Annotated in this window: 16 protein-coding genes; 5 read left to right on the plus strand and 11 right to left on the minus strand. The window is 71.5% G+C overall.

The genetic code is table 11. The features are described 5' to 3' along the window. Positions 1-51: 51 nt before the first annotated feature. The 4 genes from ACIRC0_RS22095 to ACIRC0_RS22110 all read right to left on the minus strand — a co-directional run bounded on the left by ACIRC0_RS22095 (position 52) and on the right by ACIRC0_RS22110 (position 5,886). On the minus strand, positions 52-1,728 hold the full coding sequence (locus tag ACIRC0_RS22095) for a glycosyltransferase family 2 protein (protein WP_403618000.1): 1,677 nt from the start codon (positions 1,726-1,728) through the stop codon (positions 52-54). Continuing rightward, complete coding sequence (locus ACIRC0_RS22100) at positions 1,725-3,956, minus strand: CDP-glycerol glycerophosphotransferase family protein (protein WP_403618003.1); 2,232 nt, start codon at positions 3,954-3,956, stop codon at positions 1,725-1,727. The genes ACIRC0_RS22095 and ACIRC0_RS22100 overlap by 4 nt, the downstream gene beginning before the upstream one ends. A 138-nt stretch (positions 3,957-4,094) precedes the next feature. Beyond that, positions 4,095-4,979, minus strand: a complete 885-nt coding sequence (locus tag ACIRC0_RS22105) for an ABC transporter ATP-binding protein (RefSeq protein ID WP_403618006.1) — start codon at positions 4,977-4,979, stop codon at positions 4,095-4,097. Further along, entirely contained in the window at positions 4,972-5,886 is a 915-nt protein-coding gene (locus ACIRC0_RS22110) for an ABC transporter permease (RefSeq protein ID WP_403618009.1), read from the minus strand. Before ACIRC0_RS22110 ends, ACIRC0_RS22105 begins: the two co-directional genes overlap by 8 nt. 260 nt (positions 5,887-6,146) lie before the next feature. On the opposite strand from ACIRC0_RS22110, the gene ACIRC0_RS22115 reads away from it, so the two are divergent. Then, positions 6,147-6,773, plus strand: a complete 627-nt coding sequence (locus ACIRC0_RS22115; protein WP_403618012.1) for a TetR/AcrR family transcriptional regulator — start codon at positions 6,147-6,149, stop codon at positions 6,771-6,773. 306 nt (positions 6,774-7,079) lie between these two features. Beyond that, positions 7,080-9,875 carry an N-acetylmuramoyl-L-alanine amidase gene (locus tag ACIRC0_RS22120; protein WP_403618015.1) on the plus strand — a complete coding sequence of 932 codons (2,796 nt, stop codon included), beginning with the start codon at positions 7,080-7,082 and terminating at the stop codon, positions 9,873-9,875. Between the two features lie 106 nt (positions 9,876-9,981). On the opposite strand, the gene ACIRC0_RS22125 is transcribed toward ACIRC0_RS22120, so the two are convergent. Next, on the minus strand, positions 9,982-10,590 hold the full coding sequence (locus tag ACIRC0_RS22125; RefSeq protein ID WP_403618018.1) for a TetR/AcrR family transcriptional regulator: 609 nt from the start codon (positions 10,588-10,590) through the stop codon (positions 9,982-9,984). Between the two features lie 99 nt (positions 10,591-10,689). Here ACIRC0_RS22125 and ACIRC0_RS22130 point away from each other — a divergent pair, with 99 nt between their 5' ends. Beyond that, positions 10,690-11,661 (plus strand): oxidoreductase, encoded by a 972-nt coding sequence (locus ACIRC0_RS22130; protein WP_403618021.1) that lies wholly within the window; start codon positions 10,690-10,692, stop codon positions 11,659-11,661. A 39-nt stretch (positions 11,662-11,700) separates the two neighbouring features. Here ACIRC0_RS22130 and galE read toward each other — a convergent pair whose 3' ends face one another. The 3 genes from galE to ACIRC0_RS22145 all read right to left on the minus strand — a co-directional run bounded on the left by galE (position 11,701) and on the right by ACIRC0_RS22145 (position 15,615). Next, on the minus strand, positions 11,701-12,681 hold the full coding sequence (galE, locus tag ACIRC0_RS22135; RefSeq protein WP_403618024.1) for a UDP-glucose 4-epimerase GalE: 981 nt from the start codon (positions 12,679-12,681) through the stop codon (positions 11,701-11,703). Between the two features lie 82 nt (positions 12,682-12,763). Continuing rightward, positions 12,764-14,368, minus strand: coding sequence for a glycosyltransferase family 2 protein (locus ACIRC0_RS22140; RefSeq protein ID WP_403619046.1), 1,605 nt, complete (start codon positions 14,366-14,368; stop codon positions 12,764-12,766). A gap of 53 nt (positions 14,369-14,421) precedes the next feature. After that, the gene (locus tag ACIRC0_RS22145; protein WP_403619048.1) at positions 14,422-15,615 is read right to left on the minus strand and encodes a glycosyltransferase 87 family protein; all 1,194 of its coding nucleotides are present in this window, start codon (positions 15,613-15,615) and stop codon (positions 14,422-14,424) included. A 244-nt stretch (positions 15,616-15,859) separates the two neighbouring features. Here ACIRC0_RS22145 and ACIRC0_RS22150 point away from each other — a divergent pair, with 244 nt between their 5' ends. Then, a complete protein-coding gene (locus ACIRC0_RS22150; RefSeq protein ID WP_403618027.1) occupies positions 15,860-17,428 on the plus strand; it encodes a glycosyltransferase family 39 protein in 1,569 nt (522 codons plus the stop codon). Here ACIRC0_RS22150 and ACIRC0_RS22155 read toward each other — a convergent pair. Next, positions 17,425-17,925: a MarR family winged helix-turn-helix transcriptional regulator gene (locus ACIRC0_RS22155; RefSeq protein WP_388994289.1), complete on the minus strand. Its 501-nt coding sequence runs from the start codon at positions 17,923-17,925 to the stop codon at positions 17,425-17,427. The two genes, ACIRC0_RS22150 and ACIRC0_RS22155, sit on opposite strands and share 4 nt — an antisense overlap. 130 nt (positions 17,926-18,055) lie before the next feature. Between ACIRC0_RS22155 and ACIRC0_RS22160 the strand changes: the two genes are divergently transcribed. Continuing rightward, a complete protein-coding gene (locus tag ACIRC0_RS22160) occupies positions 18,056-18,469 on the plus strand; it encodes an organic hydroperoxide resistance protein (protein WP_366024849.1) in 414 nt (137 codons plus the stop codon). A 58-nt stretch (positions 18,470-18,527) separates the two neighbouring features. Here the strand turns inward: ACIRC0_RS22160 and ACIRC0_RS22165 are convergent, their stop codons facing one another. Beyond that, a complete protein-coding gene (locus tag ACIRC0_RS22165) occupies positions 18,528-20,735 on the minus strand; it encodes a CDP-glycerol glycerophosphotransferase family protein (RefSeq protein WP_403618031.1) in 2,208 nt (735 codons plus the stop codon). A gap of 5 nt (positions 20,736-20,740) precedes the next feature. After that, positions 20,741-22,933: a bifunctional glycosyltransferase family 2 protein/CDP-glycerol:glycerophosphate glycerophosphotransferase gene (locus tag ACIRC0_RS22170; protein WP_403618034.1), complete on the minus strand. Its 2,193-nt coding sequence runs from the start codon at positions 22,931-22,933 to the stop codon at positions 20,741-20,743. Positions 22,934-23,089: the final 156 nt, after the last annotated feature.

Here is a 23,089-nt window from a genome sequence, read left to right on the forward strand (position 1 = left end):
AAGGGCGGCGGGGGCGAGCAGACCTCTGCTCGCCCCCGCCGCCCCGCACCCTTACCGCAACGCGCTCCGCACCAGCCGTGCGGCCCGCCGCATCCGCGGACCCGCGACCCGCCGGACCACCGGACCGACCTTCGCCGTGACGCCCACCGGTCGCCACCGCATCTGCAGGCGTCCCGCCCCGCGGCCCTCCGGCTCCACGGTCACCTCGTGCGGGAGCGTGCCCACCTGTGTCGCCGTCAGCGCCGGGAACGTCAGCGGTGCCAGCAGCACGCCCGTGTTGAACAGGCCCTGGTTCTCCAGGCGCAGCATGGGATGCCGGATGCCCTGGAACCCCTGCACCGGCAGCTGCGCCGCCGCGAGGTCGACGCGCACCCGGCCCTCGAAGACACCGGGACGCACGGGGTCCAGGCGGAACGCCGTCACCAGGCGGCGCCGCCCCGGCGCGACCACGATGCTCGCCCGCTGCGGGCCCACGGGGAGCCGCAGACCCGGGTCGTAGGTCCGGATCGACAGGTTCACCGACGCACCCGGGCCCGGCTCCACCGACGTGATCTCATGCCGGAACAGCGCGCTCGGGAACGGCCGGTACTCCAACTCCAGGTCCGAGACGTCCAGTTCCCGGCGCGCCCACGACGACGCCGGCACCTGCGAGCCCCAGTACACGGCCCCCGAGTCGTCCGTGGACGTCGTCCGGGGAGCCACGCCGTGGCCGAGCCCCCGCGCCGCCTCCTGCGCCTCCGTCAGCCGCCGGTCGCGGATGAGCTGGATCACCACCCGTTCCACACGCGGCAGCCGGGCGTAGGCGTCGTCGGCGAGCCCCTCCAGATACGGGGTCACGATGTCCGCGAAACCGGCCAGCCACTCCTCGTCGCGGTAGGGCAGGTCACCGGCGTACATCCGGAAGTCGTGCTTGAGGAACTTGTAGTCCTTGTGCCGGCGCAGCCCCTCGTGCCCGCTCTCCTTCAGGAACTCGTCGATCAGCGTCTGCACGTAGATGCGGTCGCTGACGTTCGACAGCTTGTGCCGCTGGTTGGAGATCGACGCCGCCTCGGCCGCCACGTACGGCGCTATGTACCAGCGGTACACCGGCTCCGGGATGATCGTGAAGGACCGGGCCAGGCAGTACGCCTGCGCCGAGAAGAGCTGGTCCTCGTAGTGGATCCCCTCGGGGAAGCGCAGCTGGTGCCGGTCGAGGAACTCCCGCCGGTACATCTTGCTCGTCGACAGGTGCTCGAAGAGCAGTTCCGGCTCGGCGTCGATGCCCTCCACCGTGCGCCGCTCGGCGACGAGGTGCGCCATCCAGGTCGAGCGCCGTCCGGTGTCGACCCGGACCCGCTCCACAGCGCCCATCGCGAAGTCGACTTCCCGCTCGCGGTGCGCCGCCAGCAGCAACTCCACCGCGTTCTCGGGCAGTTCGTCGTCGCTGTCGAGGAACATCAGATACGGGCCCCGGGCGATCTCCAGCGCCCGGTTGCGCGGTGCGCTGCACCCGCCGCTGTTCTCCGGCAGGCGCAGATAGCGCACCCGCTCGTCCTGGGCGGCCAGCCGCCGCGCCACCGACGGCGTGTCGTCCGTCGAGTGGTCGTCGCTGATGATCACCTCGATGTTGGTGTGCGTCTGCCGCAGCAGCGACGCCACCGCACGCGGAAGGCGTTCCGCGTCGTTGAAGACGATGACCGTGATCGTCACATCGGGGGTTCGGGTCTCGTCGGTCACGGCCGGCGTCACGCGTTCGCCTCCTCAGGGGTCGGGGCCGGGGTGCGTTCGTCCACGGGGATCACCGGCGGCAGCGACTCCTCGCTCTGGCCGAGGAACACCCGGCGCACCACCCGTTCCGCGGCCCGCCCGTCGTCGAACTCGCAGAACCGGCGCCGGAAGGCGGTCAGCGACTTCCGCGCGGCCTCGTCCCGCCACGCCTCCGTCTCGAACACCGCCGCCAGTTGCTCCTGGGTGCGCGCCACCTGGCCCGGCGCCTCCGCCATCAGGTCGAAGTAGACGCCGCGGGTCTTCGCGTACGTCTCCCAGTCGTCGGCGTAGATCACGATCGGGCGGTTGAGGTTGGCGTAGTCGAACATGATGGACGAGTAGTCCGTGACCAGCGCGTCCGCCGCCAGGCACAGGTCTTCGACGGGGTCGTACGACGACACGTCGATCACCCGTCCCGAGCGGCGCAGATCGGTCAGCGGGGAGGCCGCTCCGCCGTAGAAGTAGTGGCCGCGGACCAGCAGGACCGTGTCCTCGCCGAGCCGGTCGGCGAGGGAGGCGAGGTCGAGGCGCGGGGTCCAGCCGGCCTCGTAGTCCCGGTGGGTGGGCGCGTACAGGATGGCCCGGCGGCCCGGGGCGATGCCCAGGCGCTCGCGGATCGCGCGGATGTCCTCGGCCGTCGCCGAGTAGAAGACGTCGTTGCGCGGGTAGCCGTAGTCCAGCTTCGTGTACCGCGACGGGTACGCACGCTCCCACATCCGCGTGGAGTGGCTGTTGGACGAGAGGCTGTAGTCCCACTTGTCGATACGGGCCAGCAGCGCGTCGAAGTCCAGCCCCTTGGAGGCGGCCGGGAAGTCCAGCTGGTCCAGGCCCATGCGCTTGAGCGGGGTGCCGTGGTGGGTCTGGAGGTGGATCGCGTCCGGGCGCTTGACCACCGAGTTCGGGAAGTTGACGTTGTTCACCAGGTACTTGGCACGTGCCATCACGTCCCAGTAGCGGCGGGTGCCCGCGATGATGTGGTCGGTGCCCGGCGGAAGCAGCGCCGCCTTCGCGCGGGCGACCACCCACACCTGGTGGATGTGCGGGGCGAGCTCGGCGAGCTTCGCGGCGATCGCGGCCGGGTTGCAGGCCACGCCCCGGTCCCAGTACGCCGAGAAGACGGCCAGGTTGGGGTCGACGGGCTCGCTCAGGGCGCGCCGGTAGCGGTGGTCGCGCAGCTTCGCGCCCACCTCCCGCTTGCCGGTGGTCACCGCCGACTTCACCTCGCGCCGCTTCTGGTTGGCGGCCTGGAAGGCGCGGTAGCGGGTGTATGCGTTCTCCTCCAGGAGCGAGCGGCGGATGCCCTCGAAACCGCCGGGGCGCTGGTGGTGCTCCGGCCGCCAGCGCACGGCGGCCCGGGACGCGCGGGCGAAGAACTCCCGCGCGACCTGCTCCGGCATCCTGCTGCGCGCGAAGGTGCGCAGCAGGTCGCGGACCATGACGTCGTACAGCACCGCACGCGGCCCCTCGGGCGCGCCCTGGTCGGCCAGGACGCGGTGCAGCCGCTCGTACCGCTCTATCACGGCGTACCGCTGGGCGGCGGTCACCGGCGGCAGGCTCTCCTCGCGCAGTTCCCTGATCTCGTACGCGACGTGGTCGAGGGCTGCGATCCGGTCGGCGTGCAGGAGCACGGCGAGCGCGGTGTACGCCTCGTCGTCACGGAAGTCGTCGTCCGCGATGGCCGCGATGTCCTGGGTTCGCCAGAAATCAGCGCGTATCACCCGATTGCCGAGCACCGGGGTGAGCCGCAGCAGTTGCGGGAAGTCGGCGAGCGGGACGCCGCGGCGGCTCGCCCGGGCCAGGAACCGGTGGTCCTCGCTGGGCGCCCCGGAGGTCTGCCAGGTCGAGCGGAGGTGGTCCACGACCAGGACGTCCGCCGAGTCCCCGAGCTCCGCGGTGCGGTCGGCGACCGTGCGCACGGCGCCCACGGGCAGCCCGTCCTTGGCGTGCACGAAGTGCAGCCAGCGGCCGGTGGCCCGCTCGGCGCCCGCGACCCGGGCCGCGCCGTCGCTCGTGCCCTCGGGCAGCGGCACCACCACCATTCGGGGGTCGTCGGCGGCGCGCCGCTCGGCCTCCTGCCGGGCCCAGTCGCCGACGGCCGCGATCACCACCTCGGCCTCGGCGAAAGGCTGGGTCGTGAGGGCGTCGAGAAGCTCGCCCAGGTGGCCTTGGGTCTCGGGGCCGTGAACGATCACGCTCAGCCCTGGTTGCACGTGGTCTCCCTGCTCTTCAGTCGCCCACGGCGGCACTGCTGCTGATGAACAACATGAATAAGGCGTATACGAGATAGTAAGAGACACGTACGAGAGGGGAACAACCGCTCTCGTCCCGCGCCTCGGTGAAGGAAAATGCTACTTCGCTCCGGCGGGTGCCTTCTTCTGGGCGCTCGCCTGTCCGGTCGCGCTCGCGCCCTTGGCCTTGTCGGCGCCGCCCGTGAACGCCTCGTACTCCTCGAGGACCTCCTCGGTCGGACCGTCCATGCGCAGCACGCCGCGCTCCAGCCACAGCACCCGGTCACAGGTGTCCCGGATGGACTTGTTGTTGTGGCTGACCAGGAAGACGGTGCCCGCCTGCTCGCGCAGCTCGCGGATGCGTTCCTCGGACCGCTTCTGGAAGGACCGGTCGCCGGTGGCGAGCGCCTCGTCGATCAGCAGCACGTCGTGGTCCTTGGCGGCGGCGATGGAGAAGCGCAGACGGGCGGCCATGCCGGAGGAGTACGTCCGCATGGGGAGTGTGATGAAGTCGCCCTTCTCGTTGATGCCGGAGAAGTCGACGATGTCCTGGTAGCGCTCCTTGATCTGCTCCCGGGGCATGCCCATGGCAAGGCCGCCCAGGTGGACGTTGCGCTCGCCGGTCAGGTCGTTCATGAGGGCCGCGTTGACGCCGAGGAGGGACGGCTGACCGTTGGTGTAGATCTTGCCGTTCTCCACGGGGAGCAGGCCGGCGATGGCCTTGAGCAGCGTGGACTTGCCGGAGCCGTTGGTTCCGATCAGGCCGATGGCTTCGCCCTTGTACGCGGTGAAGGACACGTTCTTCACCGCGTGCACCCGGCGCACGCCCGCCGCCTTCTCCGCCTGCTTGCGGCGCAGGATGCGGTTGAGCGCGGCGGTCGCGGAGCCACGGCCCGCGCCGGTGCCGTTGACGCGGTAGACGATGTCGACGCCGTCGCAGATGACGGTGGGGACCGGCTCGTCGTTCGGCCCGTCGTTCCGCCGGTCGTTCACAAGATCAGCCACGGCCGTACGTCTCCTCAGCCTTCCAGAAGTAGATGAAGCCACCGACGCCGGCGAGCAGGGCCCAGCCCGTCGCGTAAGCCCACACGTGGTGCGGGAGCTGGTGCGCCTTGAAGCTGTCGATCAGGGCGAAGCGCACGAGGTCGATGTAGACGGCCGCCGGGTTCGACTCCAGCACCAGCTTCGCCCAGTGGGGCATGCCGCTGTGCTTCAGCGTCTTGGCGATGCTCCACATGACGCCCGAGACGTACATCCAGGTGCGCAGGAGGAACGGCATCAGCTGCGCGATGTCCGGCGTCTTGGCGCCCATCCGGGCCACGATCATCGATACGCCGGCGTTGAACACGAACTGCAGGAGCAGGACCGGGACCGCGAGGACCCAGGAGGCGGCCACCGGCACCCCGAAGCACAGGAGGATCACGACCAGGGCGGCCATCGAGAACAGCAGCTGCTGGAGCTGCTGGAGCGCGAAGGAGATCGGCAGCGCGGCCCGCGGGAAGTGCAGTGCGCGCACCAGGCCGAGGTTGCCGCAGATCGCGCGGGTGCCCGCCATGATCGAACTCTGCGTGAACGTCCAGACGAAAACACCCGTGACCAGGAACGGGATGTAGTCCGGCACGCCTTTGCTGGTGCCCAGGAGGATGCCGAAGATGAAGTAGTACACCGCCGCGTTCAGGAGCGGGTTGGCGACCTGCCAGATCTGGCCGAGCTTCGCCTCGCTGTACTGGGCGGTGAGCTTGGCGGTGGCGAAGGCCGTGATGAAGTGCCGGCGCGCCCACAGCTGGCGGACGTACTCCGGCAGGGAGGGGCGGGCACCGCTGACCGCGAGGCCGTACCGGGCGGCGAGCTGCGCCGGGGTCTCGGCCGGGTCGGCGGCCGTGGGAGGCGGTGTGTGGAGGACCTGGCTCACATCCGCTGCTTTCGCTCGGGGGGTCGGTTGCGCAACCGGTACCGAGTGTTCCGCCGCGCTGTCCCCCTCTGGTACCGCCGCCCTGTGTTTCTCACGTTTCTTGCCGGTGTCTTGCTCGGCTCTAGGGCTCTTGTACTGCTCTTGGGACTTCGGACTACTGTCCTTTACGTCGGAACGGGACCGTATCGTCGCAACGCGAGACTAAGCCGATTCGACGTCGGAACGCAACCGTTTCGTCGTCACGCCCTATGCTGGTCCGCATGACGACGAACGCCGACACTCCCCAGGTGAAACGGCGCCGCAGGGCGCCCGCGGGTGCGGCCGTCCTCCGCGAGGACGTGACGGAAGCCATTCGCGCGGCGGTCTTCGAGGAGCTGGCGGCCGTCGGCTACGCCCGGATGTCCATCGAGGGCATCGCGCGCCGGGCCGGTGTCGGCAAGACGGCGGTGTACCGCCGCTGGCGCTCGAAACTGCACCTGGTCCTCGACCTGGTCTCGGTGATCGCCGTCCAGGGCCTGCCGGCCCCCGACACGGGGTCCCTCGAAGGAGACCTCCGTCTCCTCTACGAGGTCACCTCCCGAGCGCTGCGCCACCCGGTGGCCGGCCAGATCATCCCGGACCTCCAGGCGGAGGCGGCCCGCAACCCCGACATCGCCGAGGCCATGCAGAAGGCGCTGCGCGAGGGGCAGGACAGCGTGGCGAGCGGCATCGTCGCGGCGGCGGTCGCCCGCGGCGAGATCGGCGCGGCGATCGACACGGACCTTGCCCTGGACCTGATCTCGGGCCCGCTGTACTGGCGCGCGGTGGTGGTCCGGGGGGCGAAGCTGCCGAAGGGGTATCTGGCGGGGCTGGCCCGGGCCACCGCGGGGGCCCTGCGGGCCTTGTGAGTCCGGCTGTTATCGTCGGGGCCTCGCGCGGACAGTGGTCGTCCGCCCAACAGCCCTCGAGTCGCTCGGTGAACGCGGCCCAGGAGGCGGCGGAGAGGACGAGCGGACGCGCACCCGAACCGTGAAACGATCTGCGTTCGGCAAAAGCGATCTGTTGTTCGGCATACCAAGTGTGTGCACGCTCGTCTTCCCTGCTAACGTCCGGGTGCCGCCCCCCTGGTAGGCCGAGGCATGGCCAGAACAGGATGTGACGGTCTTTTGAATCGCAAGCAGCGAAGACACCGCCGGTCAAGGGTGCGGGTGGGAATGGCTGCCGGGGGCGTGCTCGCGTTGGTCGCGGTGGGAATCGCGGCCGTGGCACAGGCCAGCCAGCCGGGTGGCTCGCCGTCGACGGCGGTCGCTCCCACCGCCCTGCAGGACGAGTTCGCCTCTGCGGCACGGGAGTTCCACGTGCCGCAGAGCGTGCTGATGGCGGTGGCGTACCAGCAGAGCCGCTGGGACACCCACGCGGGCCGGCCGAGCATGACCGGCAATTACAACGTGATGGGCCTCACGCAGGTGGCCTCGACGGACGTGCCCAAGCCGTCGGTGAGCGACCGCATGCGGGAGCTGAACCTGCGGGGCGAGGACCACCCGAAGCCCTTCCATCCGTCGAAGCGCGTGCTGGCCGACGTGGGCGCCGTGCAGACCGACGCGCCCGCACTGCACACGCTGGACCGGGCGGCCAAGCTCATCGGTACGTCGACGACTTCACTGCGCACGGACATGAGGCAGAGCGTGCGCGGAGGTGCGGCGCTGCTGGCCGAGTACGAGCGTGCGGCGACCGGCGGGCTGCCGGCCGACCCGGAGCAGTGGTACGCGGCGGTGGAACGTTACAGCCAGTCGCCGGACAGCCGGGGCGCGGCACAGTTCGCGCAGCGCGTCTACGCCCACATGCGTTCGGGGATCAGCCGTGTGACCGCCGACGGCCAGCGGGTGACGCTCGAGGCGCAGCCCGGGCTGAAGCCGCGGGCGAGCACCGCTGCCTACTCGACCACCGGCAGCACGCACACCGGCTTCGCCACCGCGACGGACGCGAACTACACCACCGCGACGGCGGCCACGGCGGCCGACACCCCGGCCCCGGAGTGCCCGACCGGCCTGACGTGCAACTTCGCACCCGCCGCGTACCAGCAGACCAGTTCCACCGACAAGACGCAGTACGGGAACTACGACATCGCCGACCGGCCCTCGGACGGCGACGCGATCAACTACATCGTCATCCACGACACCGAGGGCCAGTACGCCTCGGCACTCAGCCAGTTCCAGGACCCGACCGCCGGTGCCAGCGCCCACTACCTGATCCGCTCCTCGGACGGGCTGGTCACGCAGATGGTGGCCAACAAGGACGTCGCCTGGCACGCGGGCAACTGGTACATGAACCAGCACGCCATCGGCATCGAGCACGAGGGCTTCGCGCTCCAGGGCGGGAGCTGGTACACCGAGTCGGAGTACGAGTCGTCCGCCGCGCTGGTGAAGTACCTCGCGGGCAAGTACGGCATCCCGCTCGACCGCGAGCACATCATCGGCCACGACGACATCACGGGCCCGCTCGACGCGTACGTCTCCGGCATGCACTGGGACCCGGGCACGTACTGGGACTGGAACCACTACATGTCCCTGCTCGGCGTGCCGAACAGCAACCCGGCCGGCTCGCCGCTCGTCGCCGGTGAAGTGGTGCGGATCGCGCCGCCGTTCGACTCGTCGTACGAGCCGCCCGTCAGCGGTCAGTCGGCGCAGCCCGCCGACTTCGTGTACCTGCGCACCTCGCCGTCGGACAGCGCGTCGCTGATCACGAATCCGTACTTCTCCTCCGGGACGACCGCCGCATCCGACTGGAGCGACAAGGCGGTCGCCGGTCAGGACTTCGTGGTGGCCGACCAACAGGGCGACTGGACGGCGATCTGGTACGGCGGCACCAAGGCGTGGTTCTACAACCCGCACGGTGCGTACACCGTTCCCGTCTCGGACACCTCCGCGGTCACGGTGGTCACCGCCCGCGACGGGGCCGACTCCATTCCGGTCTACGGCCGCGCCTACCCGGAGGCGAGCGCGTACCCGAGCGACCTCACCCCGCAGCCGGTGACGCCGCTCACCAAGTACTCGATCCCGTCCGGGCAGGCGTACGTCGCCAACGCGAAGGAGACGTCGGGCTACTACCGCTCGACGACGTTCGACGGCAGCGCCGCGCACGACCGAACGGTGATCAGCGGCACCACCACCTACTACCCGATCCGTTACAACCACCGTCTGGCGTACCTCAGTTCGGCGGATGTGAAGGTGATCTCCGCGGTGCCCGGTCCGGCCGCCTCGACGCGGCAGAACCTCCTGGCCCGTGACTCGTCGGGCAACCTGTGGCAGTACCAGGGCACGGGCGTGGCATCGTCGCCGTTCCTGTCGCGCTACAAGGTCGGCTACGGCTGGGGCGGTTACAACGCCATGACGCCGATGTCGGTCTTCCACGCCGACGGCACGGGTGACATGGTCGCCCGCGACGGCTCCGGCAACCTCTGGTACTACCAGGGCAGTGGCAACCCGTCGGCACCCTTCAAGGCGCGGGTGAAGGCGGGCTACGGCTGGGGCGGTTACACCATGCTCGGCATGGGAGACCTGACCGGTGACGGCAAGCCGGACCTGCTCGCCCGTGACTCGTCCGGGAACCTGTACGTCTATCCCGGCACGGGCAGCACCACCTCGCCCTTCGGGCCTCGTATCAAGGCGGGCTACGGCTGGGGCGGCTACACCATGGTCAACTCCGGCGACCTCACGGGTGACGGCAAGCCGGACCTGCTCGCCCGCGACTCGTCCGGGAACCTGTACGTCTACCCCGGCACGGGCAGCACGACGTCGCCCTTCGGCCCGCGCACGAAGGTCGGCACGGGCTGGGGCGGCTACATCATGGTCGGCCCCGGTGACGTGACCGGCGACGGCAAGCCCGACCTCGTCGCCCGGGACTCCTCCGGGAACGCGTACCTCTACCCGGGCACCGGCAGCCCGACGTCGCCGTACGGTTCGCGGAGCAGCATCGCCACGGGGTGGAACATCTACGACACCATCATCTGACCGGTATCACCACCGGCCTGCCGACCCCCGTCCGAACTGCGCGGTTCACCGCCAGGGCGGACGGGGGTCGGTCGTGTGGCGGCCGGATCGAGCGGCCCGGGGCCCGCTACCGCGTGCGCTGCTCCGGGGCGCAGCCCCGCAGGATGTACGCGACCAGGTCGTCCAGGCCCTGGGCGCGCACCTCCGGCGGCAGGTGGTCGCCCGCCGCGAGTGAGGCGTAGCCGTGCAGGGTGGAGAAGACCCCGACGCCCACGCGCTCAACAGAGCCCTCGCGCACCTCTCCTCGGCGCTGGCCCTCGGTGATCAGGGCCGCCATCGCGTCGGTCCACCGCTGGGACGCGGCGTTCAGCTGCTCGGACGCCTCGGGGGTGTGCTTGATCGCGTACATGAGGTCGAGCAGCTCGGCGTTGGCGGTGGCGAAGTCGACGTACGCGCGGGCTCCCGCCCGCAGCCGTTCGGCGAACGACTCGCCCGTCTCCTCCAGTGCCGCCGTCATCGCCTGCGCGAGCCGGTCGAAGCCGGCCAGCGCCAGCGCGTCCAGCAGCGCCTGCTTGTCCTTGAAGTGACGGCTCGGTGCGGCGTGGCTCACACCCAGGTCGCGGGCGAGTTCCCGGAGGGACAGCGCGGCCGGTCCCCTCTCCCGGAGTGTCTCCTCGGCGCGGCTGAGCAGCGCGGCGCGGAGGTCTCCGTGGTGGTAACGGCGTCGAGTGTGCATGCAGGTCAGTGTAGCCAGGATGTGGTCGCCGACTACTTTGTTGGCGGCGTCACCATTGTTGTCGTTGACAGCATTGTTGTCGGCGCCTACTTTGGCTGCATGCCCACGACGCAGAGCACACAGAGCAAGAAGCAGACCGGACCGACCAAGCAGGCCAAGTGGAACGTCGGCGACATAGCCGACCAGACCGGCCGCACCGTCGTCGTCACCGGCGCCAACAGCGGCATCGGCCTCGCCGCCGTCGACGCCCTCGCCCGGGCGGGCGCCCATGTGGTGCTCGCCGTGCGCGATCCCCGGCGCGGCGAGGCGGCCGCCGCCACCGTGCGCGGTGCGAAGGGCCGCCTGGAGGTGCGCCGTGTCGACCTGGCCGACCTGGCGTCCGTAAGGGAGTTCGCCGGTGAGTGGCAGGGCGACATCGACGTGCTCGTCAACAACGCCGGTGTCATGAACGTCCCCGAGGGCACCACCAAGGACGGCTTCGAGACCCAGCTCGGCACCAACCACCTGGGCCACTTCGCCCTGACGAACCTGCTGCTGCCGCACGTCAGGGATCGTGTGATCACCGTGTCCTCGGGGGCGCACCGGTTTCCCGGTGCGCGCATCCACTTCGAGAACCTGAACCTGACCGGCGCGTACTCCCCGATGGCGGCCTACGCCCAGTCCAAGCTGGCCAACCTGCTGTTCACCCTGGAGCTGCAGCGCCGCCTGACCGAGGCGGGCTCGCGGGTGCGGGCGCTGGCCGCGCACCCGGGCTGGGCCGCGACCGGCCTCCAGGGTCACGACGCGAGCGCCCTGCGCCGGATCGCGATGCAGGTCGGCAACCGCCTGTTCGCCCAGGACGACAAGGCGGGCGCGCTGCCCACCCTGTACGCCGCGACCCAGGACCTGCCCGGTGCGAGCTACGTCGGCCCCGACGGCCTGGGCGAGATGCGCGGCGCACCTACCCTGGTCGGCCGCTCCCGCGCGGCCAGTGACCCGGAGGCGGCCCGCCGCCTGTGGACGGTGTCCGAGGAACTGACCGGCGCCACGTTCCCGGAAGTCCCCGCACTCTCGCGGAGCGCGACGGCCTGAGCGTCCTGCCGCCGCGCCGCCTTGCGAGGCCCGAGCGTCCTACCGCCGCGCCGCTTCCGGGTGCCTGCGCACCCAGCCCTCCCACGCCGAGGTGATCATGTCCTCCACGTCGCGCTTCGCCGTCCAGCCCAGTTCCCGGGCGATACGGTCGGCCGAGGCGACGACGCGGGCCGGGTCGCCGGGGCGGCGCGGGGTGACCGTCGGCGGGATGTCGTAGCCGGTGATCGCGTTGATGCGGTCGATCATCTCGCGGACCGACACGCCCTCCCCGCGGCCGATGTTGAGGGTGAGGTCCGTGCCGGGGGAGGCCTGGAGCGCGCGGGCGGCCGCGACGTGGGCCTCCGCCAGGTCGGCCACATGGATGTAGTCGCGGATGCAGGTGCCGTCGGGCGTGGCGTAGTCGTCGCCGAAGATGCGCGGTGCCGCGTTCTCGGTCAGCTTCTCGAACACCATCGGGATCAGGTTGAAGACGCCGACGTCCGCCAGCTCGGGGCTCGCCGCGCCCGCCACGTTGAAGTAGCGCAGGGACGCCGTGGACAGGCCGGTCGCCCTTCCCGTCGCCCGGACCAGCCACTCCCCGGCCAGCTTGGTCTCGCCGTACGGCGACATCGGGACGCACGGAGTCTCCTCCGTGACCAGGTCCACATCCGGCATGCCGTACACGGCGGCGGACGAGGAGAACACAAAGGACGGAACCTGGGACTCCGTGACCGCCTCCAGCAGGACGCGCAGCCCTTCCACGTTCTCCCTGTAGTAGTGCAGCGGCAGCTCCACAGACTCGCCCACCTGCTTCTTCGCCGCCAGGTGCACGACCCCCGTCACCGAGTGCTCCGCCAGCGTGCGGCGCAGCAGGTCGCCGTCCAGGGTGGAGCCCTCCACCAGCGGCACCTGAGTGGGCACGCGCTCGGCGATGCCCGTGGACAGGTCGTCGTACACCACGGCGCTCTCGCCCGCCTCGGTCATCGCACGGACGACGTGCGCCCCGATGTAACCGGCACCGCCGGTGATCAGCCAGGTCATGATGCGGCCGTCTCCTTGCTCGTTGGCCTGTCGTGTTCTTGCTGCCACTTCAGTGAAGCAGGTGGGGTTCTCCTGCCGTCCTTCACCTCAAGTGAAGCAGGCGCCGGAGCCTGCGCCGCGCGACCGACGTCACACCTCGTGCTCCTGACGCCACCCTCAGCGCCAGCGTCCCCGAGTGCGTCGCGTACGGCTGCACCAGCAGTACGCCGTGCCTCAGGCTCGGCACCGCCTGGCGGCGCAGCAGACCGGCGCCCGCGACGGCGTGCGGCGCGGTCTCCCGGCTCGTTCCGTCATCGAAGCGGAGCGTCAGCTTCAGGTCCCAGGTTCCGGCGCCGAGCGCCGCGAGGTCCACCGGTGTCTCGGCAGTCCAGCCGGCGGAGTCCGGGTCCTTCCGGAGCTCGGCCGTGGTGGACAGCCCGACCCGCTTCTCGTCCTCCCGGAGCACGAACTCCACGTCCACCCGGGACGGACGCGCGTCCTCCACGCGCCCGTACAGCTCGTGCAGGCGCAGCCGCAGCCGGCCGGCACGCGCCCCGGGGCGCAGTTCCGCGTCGACGGTGACCGGCAGGTGCTCCATGGGGCATCGCAGCAGGTGCTCGAGCCGGACCTGCGGCAGGTCGTCCGACCAGACGGGCGTGCCGTCCGCCGTCCTCGCGTACCGCGGGGTCAGCCGCGCCGGACGGGCCGCGAGTTCCTTGAGCCGGGACAGGTCGCGCGGCTGTTCGGAGGCGAGCACCACCTGCGCGACGACCCGCCCCGGCACGGAAGCCTGAGCGAAGTCGGCCGCCTCGAACTCCTCGAGGTACGCGCGCGTGAGCCGCCACCACTCCTTGCGGTACTCCTCGTCGCGCAACGGCAGCTCTCGCGTGTACATGCGCAAGCCCCGGTCCAGGAAGGTGGTGCGGGCCGCCCGCGCCAGCTGTTTCTCGCCGGCGCCCAGCAGGATCTCGTGCGACTGCCGGGTCGCCTCCATGCGCGCCTTCCAGTTCTCGATGTCGGCGCGGGCGAGGGAGATGGACAGGCGCTGGGCGGAGCGGCGCACGTGCCAGATGTACACGGTGTCGGGGATCACGGCGATGCTCGGGCCGGCCGCCAGCACGCGCGCGCTGAAGACGAAGTCCTCGTAGTGGAAGCGGCCGTCGGGGAAGCGGATGCCGTGCTCGCGCAGGAAGTCGGTGCGGTACAGCTTGTTGACGCACAGCGTGTCGTGGGCCAGGCCGGGGCGCCGGGCGGGGTGGGAGACCACCGCGGCCCGCTCGTACAGCTCCGGCTGCCAGGCCACCTCGCGGCCCGAGGGCAGCTCGCGGCGCACACACAGGCCGGCGGCGAGCTGGGTGCCGTGCGCGACGGCCGCCATGAGCAGCGCGTCCACCGCACCCGGCGGCAGCACGTCGTCGCTGTCCAGGAACATGACGTACGGGGCGGTCGCCGCCTCGATCCCGTCGTTGCGCGGGGTGCCGCAGCCGCCGCTGTTGGTGGTCCGGCTGATCACCCTGACGCGCGGCTCCTCGGCCGCCAGGGCGTGCAGCAGCTCGGCGCTGCCGTCCGACGAGCAGTCGTCGACCGCGATCACTTCGCGGACGACCCCGCCCTGCGCGAGGGCCGAGCGGACCGCGCCTGTCACATGGGCGGCGTCGTCGTATCCGATGACGACGACGCTGACCTGTGCATCGTGAGGGTGACCCATCGCTTCCACGAGCCGAGAATACGGGCAGCCGGTAATGATCTGTTAAGTGGCCCTCAACCTCCTGTGGGGGAGAGGGCGGGAACCCGATCCTTCCCCGCGGGGGCGTCCGCATTCTCTCGCTGCGGCACCGCGCGCCCGGAGCGCCACAGGCGGACGAACGACATGACCGCCGCGGTGGTCAGCAGTCCGTTGCGGGCCAGCATGAGCAGACAGCCCTTCCAGGTGGAGCTGATCACTTCCCCGTAGAAGGCGGGGTACACCACGGCGCTGATCGCGGTCGCCGCCAGGATGAGCCAGGCCACGGGGCGTTGGGTGGTGTGCCGTGTGGTCAGGCAGACGGCGGCGAGCCCGACCAGCCAGATCATGTACTGGGGGCTGATCACCCGGCTCGTCACCGTGAACAGCAGCACGGCCGTCAGTGCCGCGTCGTACGGGGTCGCCGGCGTCCAGCGACGGGCGCGCAGCCGCCACAGCAGCAGCAGCGCGAAGGCGACCGCGGTCAGCGCGAGCGAGCAGTCGGCGACCGCGCGCACATGCGGGCCGACGAACTCCACGGCGCCGTACTGGTAGCGGGTGGTGCCCGACCAGCCGGCCCGGCGCGCCAGCATCAGCACCGTGCCGCCCAGCGACTCGATCTGCACGCCCCGGCCGCCCTGCTGGCGCAGGAAGTCGAACGGGTTGCGGAACAGGACCGCGACCACGGCGAGCAGCGTCACCACGGTGACGGCCGCCGTCGTCCACGCCTGGCGGGTGCCGCGGCCTCGAGGCGTGCCGAGGAGCGCCAGCGCCGGCCACACCTTCACCAGGGCGCCGAGGGCCGCGAACGCGCCGCCCAGGCGCGCGGAGCGCCCCACCGTGAGCAGCGAGACGACGGCGAAGGCGGTGACCTGGATGTCGTACCGGACGAGCGGGATGTGCAGCAGCAGCGGCAGACCGGCGATCCACAGCGCCGCGCCGCGCAGTGAGCGGCCCCGGCGGGTGCCCGCGTACGCGAGGACGAGCGTGATCAAGGCGTCGGTGAACAACGTGACGGCCACGAACGCCTGAAAGTACGTCAGCCCCGGCAGCAGCGCGGGCGACAGGAGCACCGCGCCTGCGCCCGGTGGGTACTGCCACAGGTGGTCGCCGGAGGGGAAGGCGCCGTGCCGGAGGATGCCGTACCAGTGGAAGTAGAGCTTCCAGACCTCCTTCGCGACCCCGCCCCTGCCGAGCAGCGGGTACTGGTCGTGGGCGAGCAGCCAGAGCATCAGGGCACGGGTGGCGAGCCAGCCGACGGCGAGCAGAAGCAACCGATGCGTCCGGCGCACCCTCTTCCAGAAGGGCGGCGGGAAAAAGGGTGCCGGTCTGGTCGCCGGGCGTTCCAGGGCAGTCTTCGAGGCACTCATCAAGCCCGGATGGTAGGCCGTCTGCGTGGCGCGTGTGGTGGATACAGCGTCAACTCAGGGCAAAAGTTATTTAATCGTACGAAACCCGCGCATGTTGAATGCGGGCATGAGTCGGTCACCGATGAGGCGCGAGGAGCGCATCGCCGTCCTGGTGCCCGTCGTGGTCATGTTCACACTCGGGCTGTGGGGGCTGGACCGTGACGGCATGTGGCGTGACGAGGCGGCCACGTTCCAGGTGGCGCGCCGCTCGCTCCCGCAGATCTGGCATCTGTTGCGGAGTGTGGACGCGGTGCACGGCCTGTACTACCTGCTGATGCACCCGGTCCTGAACCTCCACCCCGGCGAGGTGCTGCTGCGGCTGCCCTCGGTGTGCGGGGCGGCCGCGGCGGCGGGCCTGGTCGCCTCGCTGGGAGTGCGGCTCGGGCGGCCGCGCGTGGGGTTGTGGGCGGGGCTGCTCTACGCGGTGACGCCGATGGTCGGGCACTACGCGCAGGAAGGGCGTTCCTACGCGCTGGTCGCGGCCGGGGCGGCGGGGGCGACCCTGCTGCTCGTGCGGGCCGTGGAGGACGGGAGATGGTGGCCGTACGGGGTGGTCGTCGCCGTCACGTGTGTACTGCACGAGTTCGCGGCGCTGATGCTCCTGGCGCACGCCTGCACGCTGGCGTTGGCGCGGGTACCGGGGCGGGTGTGGCTTCGGTGGGGGAGTGCGGCCGGGGCCGCCGTGGTGGTGCTGGTGCCGCTGGTGCTGGTGTCCCGGGGGCAGGCGGAGCAGGTGGCGTGGCTGACGGTGCCGGACGCGCGGAGCGTACGGGGGCTGGTGGAGCAGTTCTTCGGGCCGTCGCGCCGGGTGCTCGTGCCGTGCCTGGGGCTGGCGGTGCTGGGGGCTCTGGCGCCGTCGCCGCGGGGGGTTTCCCTGGCGGGGGTCGCGGGGCCGCTGCTGGTGATTCCGCCGGCGGTGCTGATGGCGGTGTCGCAGTTCCGGCCGTTGTACTACGACCGGTATGTGCTGTACTCGCTGGCCGGGGTGCCGTTGCTGGCGGCGGCCGGGGCGGAGCGGGCGGCCGGGCTGGTGCGGGCGGCCGGGCTGGTGCGGCGGCTGCGGCTCGGTGGGTGGGCGCACATCGACCGCCGGCTGTACGGCAGTGGTGTGTCCCTGCTCGGGATCGTGGCCGTCTGTTGTGTGTTCCTCGCGCAGTTGCCCCTGCTCCGGGCCGATCGGCGGGCCGCGCACCGGCCCGATGATCTCGGGGCCGTGTCCGCGGCCGTGGCGCGGCGGGTGCGGTCCGGGGATCCCGTGCTGTTCCTGCCCTCGCTGGAGCGGCGGTCGGCGCTCGCCTATCCGGCCGGGTTCCGGGGAGTGCGGGACGTGGCGCTGGGCGTGCCGGCCGCCGAGAGCGGGACGCTGTACGGACGGGAGGTCGGTCCCGAGGAGTTGCGGCGGCGGCTCGAGGGGGTCAGGTACGTCTGGGTGGTCACCGAGCGGTACGCGCTGGATTCCTCCTGGACCCCCTGGAACGCCACGGACCGCGCCAAACTCGCGGTCGTGACGCGCGACTTCGTCACCCGCGAGGAGTACGTGCGGCCCCACCTCACACTTCGACTCTACGTACGGCGCCAGGTGCCGCCGGGGCACTACGGTCCTTCGTTCGGACCAGGCCGAAAGGAGATCCCCTAGGCGCAGCCAGGGGTCTCGTCCAGTGCCGCCGCGTCCAGGGTGCGGGTCAGCTGGTCGAGGCGGTCGCGCAGTTCGGTGATCTCCGTCAGGTCGAAGCCCGTCGCCGCGGCGATCCGGCGCGGCACCAGCAGCGCGCGTTCCCTGAGCGCCGTGCCCTCGTCCGTGAGGTGGATGTGCACGGACCGCTCGTCGCGCGTGCTGCGCTCCCGCCGCACCAGGCCCGCCGCCTCCAGCCGCTTCAGCAGTGGGGAGAGCGTCCCGGAGTCCAGTCGCAGATGCTCGCCGAGCTTCTTCACCGGCAGCTCCCCGTGCTCCCACAGCACCAGCATCACCAGGTACTGCGGGTACGTGAGCCCCAGGTCCTTCAGGACGACGCGGTAGACGCCGTTGAAGGCGCGCGACGCGGCGTGCAGCGAGAAGCAGATCTGGCGGTCGAGGCGCAGGTACTCCTCGGCCGCGGAGGTCGCCTCCGTACGGGGGGTCCGGGTGGTCGTCATGCAGACAGGGTAGCTCCTGTCCGCCATTTAGTTGTGCGCAACTGAATTGTGTGCTCTACTTGTCTGTGTAAGGCGGCCCCGGGTCAGCGAAGGACCGGCCGCCGTGTGACTTCGAGAGGGATGGTTTTCCATGGACGCGCTCTACACCGCTGTCGCCACCGCCACCCACGGCCGTGAGGGCCGCGCCGTCTCCTCCGACGGCAAGATCGACCTCAAGCTGGCCCCGCCGGTGGAGCTGGGCGGCAACGGCGAGGGCACCAACCCGGAGCAGCTGTTCGCCGCCGGTTACGCGGCCTGCTTCGGCAGCGCGCTCGGCCTCGTCGGCCGGGCGGCCAAGGTGGACGTCAGCGACGCCGCCGTGACCGCCGAGGTCGGCATCGGCAAGCAGGGCGAGGGCTTCGCGCTCGCGGTCACCCTGCGCGTCGAGCTGCCGGACACCGTGGACCAGGAGACCGGCCGCAAGCTGGTCGAGCAGGCCCACCAGGTGTGCCCCTACTCCAACGCCACCCGCGGCAACATCCCCGTCGAGCTCGTCATCGAGTAACCCCGGCCCGGCCCACGGCCTCGTACGCACTCTCCCCGGCGTACGAGGCCGCGGGCGTTCACGGCGACGTCGTCAGCGCCTCGCGGTCGCCCGCCGCCGGTGCCGGCACCGACGCCTGGACGTCCGGCTCGCCCAGCATCAGCGTGCGCACCACACGCTCGGCCGCGCGCCCGTCGTCGTACGCGCAGAACCGCGCCCGGAACCCCGCCCGCAGCCGCGTCGAGTCCTCGTCCCGCCAGCACCCGGAGGCGAACAGCCACGCCAGCTCCCGGTACGAGCGCGAGACATGCCCCGGAGCGTCCTCCGTGAGGTCGAAGTAGGCGCCCCGGCTCGCCCGGAACGCCCCCCAGTCGTCGGCGTGCACGACGATCGGACGGTCCAGGTTGGCGTAGTCGAACATCAGGGCCGAGTAGTCGGTGACCAGGGCGTCCGAGGCGAGCATCACCTCCTCGACGTGCGGCTCGTCGGTGGCGTCGACCAGTACGCCCAGCCGGTGCAGCTCGGTCAGGCCCGTCCCGCGCGCCGGACCGTCCGCCAGCGAGGGGTGCAGCCGTACGACGAGGGTGTGGCCCCCGCCCAGGTCCTCGGCGAACCGGGCCAGGTCGAAGCGGTCGATGTGACCGCCGCGGACGTAGTCGCGGCGGGTCGGCGCGTACAGCACCACCGTGTGGTCCTCGGGGATGCCGTGCCGGAACCGGAACCCGGCCCCGTCGCCGGGCTTGGCGTTTACGAGGACGTCGTTGCGGGGGCTGCCGCTGCGCACCGAGGTGAAACCGCAGGGGTAGGCGCGGTCCCACACCAGTTCGGAGTGGCGGTTGGCGACCAGGCTGTAGTCCCAGCGGTCGGCGCGCCGCAGCATCTGCGGCACGTCGAGCCCCAGCCGGGCACCCGGCTTGTCCCGCAGGTCGGCTCCCATGTACTTCAGCGGGGTGCCCCGGTGGGTGTGGATGTGGACGCTTCCCGGGCGTTTGGCCAGGGTGCCGGGCCAGTTGACGTTGTTGACGAAGTACGTGGCCCGCGCGGTGACCCGCAGATACCCGAGGGAGCCCGGCAGGACGTACTCGATGTCCGGCGGCAGGTGCTCCGCCTGGTCCGGGCGCACCACCCACACGCCGCGGATGTGCGGGGCGAGGTCGCGTGCCGCGCGGTGGATCGCGGCCGGGTCGCCGAGGACGCCGCGGTGCGAGAAGGCCGAGTAGACGGCCAGGTCCGGATCCAGCGGCCGCCGCTCGTACGCCCAGGACCAGCCGCGCTTGACCCGCCGGGCCGCCACCGTGCGGGCCTGCCGGCGGCGCCGGCCGAGCGCGTCGCCCACGGCGGCGGCCCGCTGCCGGAGCAGGTAGCCGGCGTAACTCCCCTCCAGCACGCGCAGCTCGGCCGGGACCGGTTCCCCCGCGCCGTGGGTGCGGAAGAGGCCGGCGGTACGGCGGAAGAACTCGCCCTTGTCGCAGGCGGGCAGCCGGTCCGGTTTGGTGAGGATGTCCAGACAGTGCTCGCCCATCTTGCGGTGCAGGTACGGCCGCCAGGAGGCCAGCTCCGGATGGGCGTCGACGTATGCGAAGACCCGCTCGTACTGGTCGTGGACGTCGAAGTGCTTGCGGCTGGTGGTGGACAGGATGTTGCCCTGGCGGCGCTGCCGGTAGCTGACGCAGATCCGGTCGAGGGTCGCGATCCGCCGCGCGCTCAGCAGGGCGGGGAACGTCCAGGGAGTGTCCTCGTAGTAGCCCGGCGGGAAGGCGAAGCCGTGCTCGGTGACGTAGTCCCGGCGGTACGCCTTGTTCCACACCACCATCAGCAGTTCCAGGATCTCGGGCCGTTCGGCCGCGGTGAAGGTGCCCTCGCCGCTCTCGGCGAGGATCCGGGCCAGCACGTTGCGGCGGGTGCCGCCCCACCAGTAGGTGCGGGCGTAGTCGAAGACCAGCACGTCCGGGTCCCGGGTCTCCTCCAGCCGGTCCGCGATCGCGCGCAGCGCGCCCTGGGTGAGCGTGTCGTCGCTGTCGAGGAAGAGCAGGAAGTCCCCGCAGGCGTACGGCAGTCCGGCGTTGCGGGCCCGGCCGAGGCCGACGTTCTCCGGCAGGTGCAGCACCCGCACGCGCGGATCGCGGGCGGCGTACTCGTCGAGGATCGCCCCGCAGCCGTCGGGGGAGCGGTCGTCGACGGCGATCACCTCGAAGTCGGTGTACGACTGCGCGAGTACCGAGTCCAGGCACTCGCGCAGGAAGCCCTGCACCTTGAAGACGGGCACGATGATGCTGAGGCGGGGCACGGCGGTCAGCTCCTCACCAGGGCAGGGGCCGGGGCCGGGATGCGCTCGGCGAGCGGGATCACGGGCGGGATCGACGCCGGCGGCTCGCCCAGCAGCACCCGGCGCACGACGCGTTCGGCGGCGCGCCCGTCGTCGAACTGGCAGAAACGCTGCCGGAAGGCGGCCCGCACGGCCCTGGCCTCCTCGTCCGCGAACGAGCCGTCGCGGAAGACGGCCGCGAGCTCCTCCGGGGTGCGCACCACCCGGCCCGGCGGCGCTTCCATCAGGTCGAAGTAGACGCCCCTGATCTCCCGGTAGACGTCCCAGTCGTCGGCGTACACGACGATCGGGCGGTCCAGGTTGGCGTAGTCGAACATGATCGACGAGTAATCGGTGATCAGCGCGTCGGCGGCAAGGCAGACGTCCTCCGAGGAGCGGTGCCGGGTGACGTCGATGACGCGGCCCGCGGCCCGGGCAGCGCCCCGGTCGTAGAAGTAGTGGGCGCGCAGCAGCACCACGAAGTCGTCGCCGACCTCGTCGCAGAACGCCTCCAGGTCGAGCGCCGCGTCGAAGCCGGTGCTGTGGTCGCGGTGCGTCGGCGCGTAGAGGACGGCCGTCTTCCCCTCCGGGACGCCGAGTTCGCGGCGGACGCGGGCGACGTCGTCGGCGGTCGCCGTGTAGTAGACGTCGTTGCGCGGATAGCCGTACTCCAGCGTCTCGTACGCGCCCGGGAAGGCCCGCTCCCACATCTCGGTGGAGTGCCGGTTGGAGGAGAGGTTGTAGTCCCAGCGGTCCATGCGCGCGAGCAGCTTGGCGAAGCTGCCGGTGGACGCCGCGACCACCGGATACGGCGACTGGTCGACGCCCATCTTCTTCAGCGGGGTGCCGTGCTGGGTCTGCAGGTGCACGCTGCCCGGGCGCTTGACCACGCCGTCGGCGAAGTTCGCGTTGTTGATCAGGTACTTGGCGCGGGCCAGCACGTCCCAGTAGGCGCGGCTGCCGATCACCGCGTACTCGACGTCCCTCGGCACGCTGCCCACCGCGTCCGGCTCGACCAGGAACACCGAGCGGATGTGCGGGGCGAGTCGGCGGGCCTCGGCGTGGATCGCGGCCGGGTTGCAGGCGTAGCCGCGGCCCCAGTAGGCGCAGTACACGGCGAGGTTCTCATCGAGCGGGCGGCGCAGCTGGAGTGTGTAGCGGGCGCGGGTGCGCGGCAGCTGCGGCAGGGGTGCCTTCCCGGTGGCCTTCGCCACGCTCTGATTGGCGGCCCGCAGCGCCCGGAACGTGCCGTAGGCGCCGGACGCGAGCAGCCGGTGCTGTACGCCGAGGCTCCCCGCCGGCGGCCGGAACCCGGCCGGGCGGTGGCGTCGGTGGAGACGGCCCGCCCGCCTGAAGAACGCCCGGCGGCGGTGCGCGGGCAGCAGCTCCGGATGCGCGGCCGTCCGCAGTACCGCGGAGAACAGCTGCTCGAACAGCGGTCGCGCCCGGTCGGGGGGCAGACGGAGTTCGGCGGCCCGCACGAGCACCCGCTCCACCTGGTCCAGCAGATCGAACTGGTGCTCGCCGGGGGTGTGCGGCCGGCTGCCCTGCCGGCGCACCAGATGCCGTACGCACACCGTGCGCAGCACCGCCAGGCGCTCGGCGGCCAGGGTGACCAGTCCGCCCCAGCCGATGTCGGTGAAGTGGCCGGCGGGAAAGGCGAGCCGGTGCCCGGTGACGAAGGCCCGCCGGTACGCGGCGCTCCACACGGGCACGGCCACCCCGGTCAGCTCCGGCGCCCGCCCAGGGGCGAACGCCCCGTCCGGCGCCCGGCCGAGCGGCGGTGCGGAGGTCTCGGGGTCCCACCAGTGCGCCCGCTCGTGGGCGAAGTAGAGGACGTCCACGTCGCCGGTCGTCCTCAGACGCGCGTCGATCGCCGCCAGCGCGCCGGGCACCAGGACGTCGTCGCCGTCCAGGAACAGCAGATACGTCCCCGTGGCCGCCCCCGTCCCGGCCGTGCGGGCCACGCCCGGGCCGCCGGAGGGCGGCGAGGTGAGCGGGGCCACCCTGCTGTGACGCTCGGCGTACGCGGCGGCGACCACCCCCGCGGGTGAGTCGGGCGCGTCGCAGACCGGGATCAGCTCGAAGTCGCCGAAGGACTGGGCGAGGACCGAGTCCAGCGCCTGGGACAGACGGCCGGCGACACCGGAGGCGGGGACGATGATGCTGAAGCGGGGCATTCTGCTCTTTCTCTCGGGCTCCGGTTTTCCGCGGCGGGGCCGGTGCGTCGGTGTGCGGGAGCGTCAGCGCCCGGGCCGTCCGGCGGGGCGCCAGGTGGTGGGGGTCCCGCCTGTGCGTGGGGGTCCCCCCGCTCGAGCGAGGTCGAGAGTGGGGGA

This window comes from Streptomyces sp. NPDC093984 (assembly GCF_044764595.1).
Taxonomy (GTDB): Bacteria; Actinomycetota; Actinomycetes; order Streptomycetales; family Streptomycetaceae; genus Streptomyces; species Streptomyces cynarae.

Bases quoted from the DNA above. Each gene is read 5' to 3' on its own strand.
- ACIRC0_RS22125 (WP_403618018.1), bottom strand. From the start codon at position 10,590: ATGCACACTCGACGCCGTTACCACCACGGAGACCTCCGCGCCGCGCTG.
- ACIRC0_RS22140 (WP_403619046.1), bottom strand. From the start codon at position 14,368: ATGGGTCACCCTCACGATGCACAGGTCAGCGTCGTCGTCATCGGATAC.
- ACIRC0_RS22160 (WP_366024849.1), top strand. From the start codon at position 18,056: ATGGACGCGCTCTACACCGCTGTCGCCACCGCCACCCACGGCCGTGAG.
- ACIRC0_RS22130 (WP_403618021.1), top strand. From the start codon at position 10,690: ATGCCCACGACGCAGAGCACACAGAGCAAGAAGCAGACCGGACCGACC.
- ACIRC0_RS22115 (WP_403618012.1), top strand. From the start codon at position 6,147: ATGACGACGAACGCCGACACTCCCCAGGTGAAACGGCGCCGCAGGGCG.
- ACIRC0_RS22145 (WP_403619048.1), bottom strand. From the start codon at position 15,615: ATGCTCTGGCTGCTCGCCCACGACCAGTACCCGCTGCTCGGCAGGGGC.
- ACIRC0_RS22120 (WP_403618015.1), top strand. From the start codon at position 7,080: ATGGCTGCCGGGGGCGTGCTCGCGTTGGTCGCGGTGGGAATCGCGGCC.
- ACIRC0_RS22170 (WP_403618034.1), bottom strand. From the start codon at position 22,933: ATGCCCCGCTTCAGCATCATCGTCCCCGCCTCCGGTGTCGCCGGCCGT.
- galE (WP_403618024.1), bottom strand. From the start codon at position 12,681: ATGACCTGGCTGATCACCGGCGGTGCCGGTTACATCGGGGCGCACGTC.
- ACIRC0_RS22155 (WP_388994289.1), bottom strand. From the start codon at position 17,925: ATGACGACCACCCGGACCCCCCGTACGGAGGCGACCTCCGCGGCCGAG.
- ACIRC0_RS22150 (WP_403618027.1), top strand. From the start codon at position 15,860: ATGAGTCGGTCACCGATGAGGCGCGAGGAGCGCATCGCCGTCCTGGTG.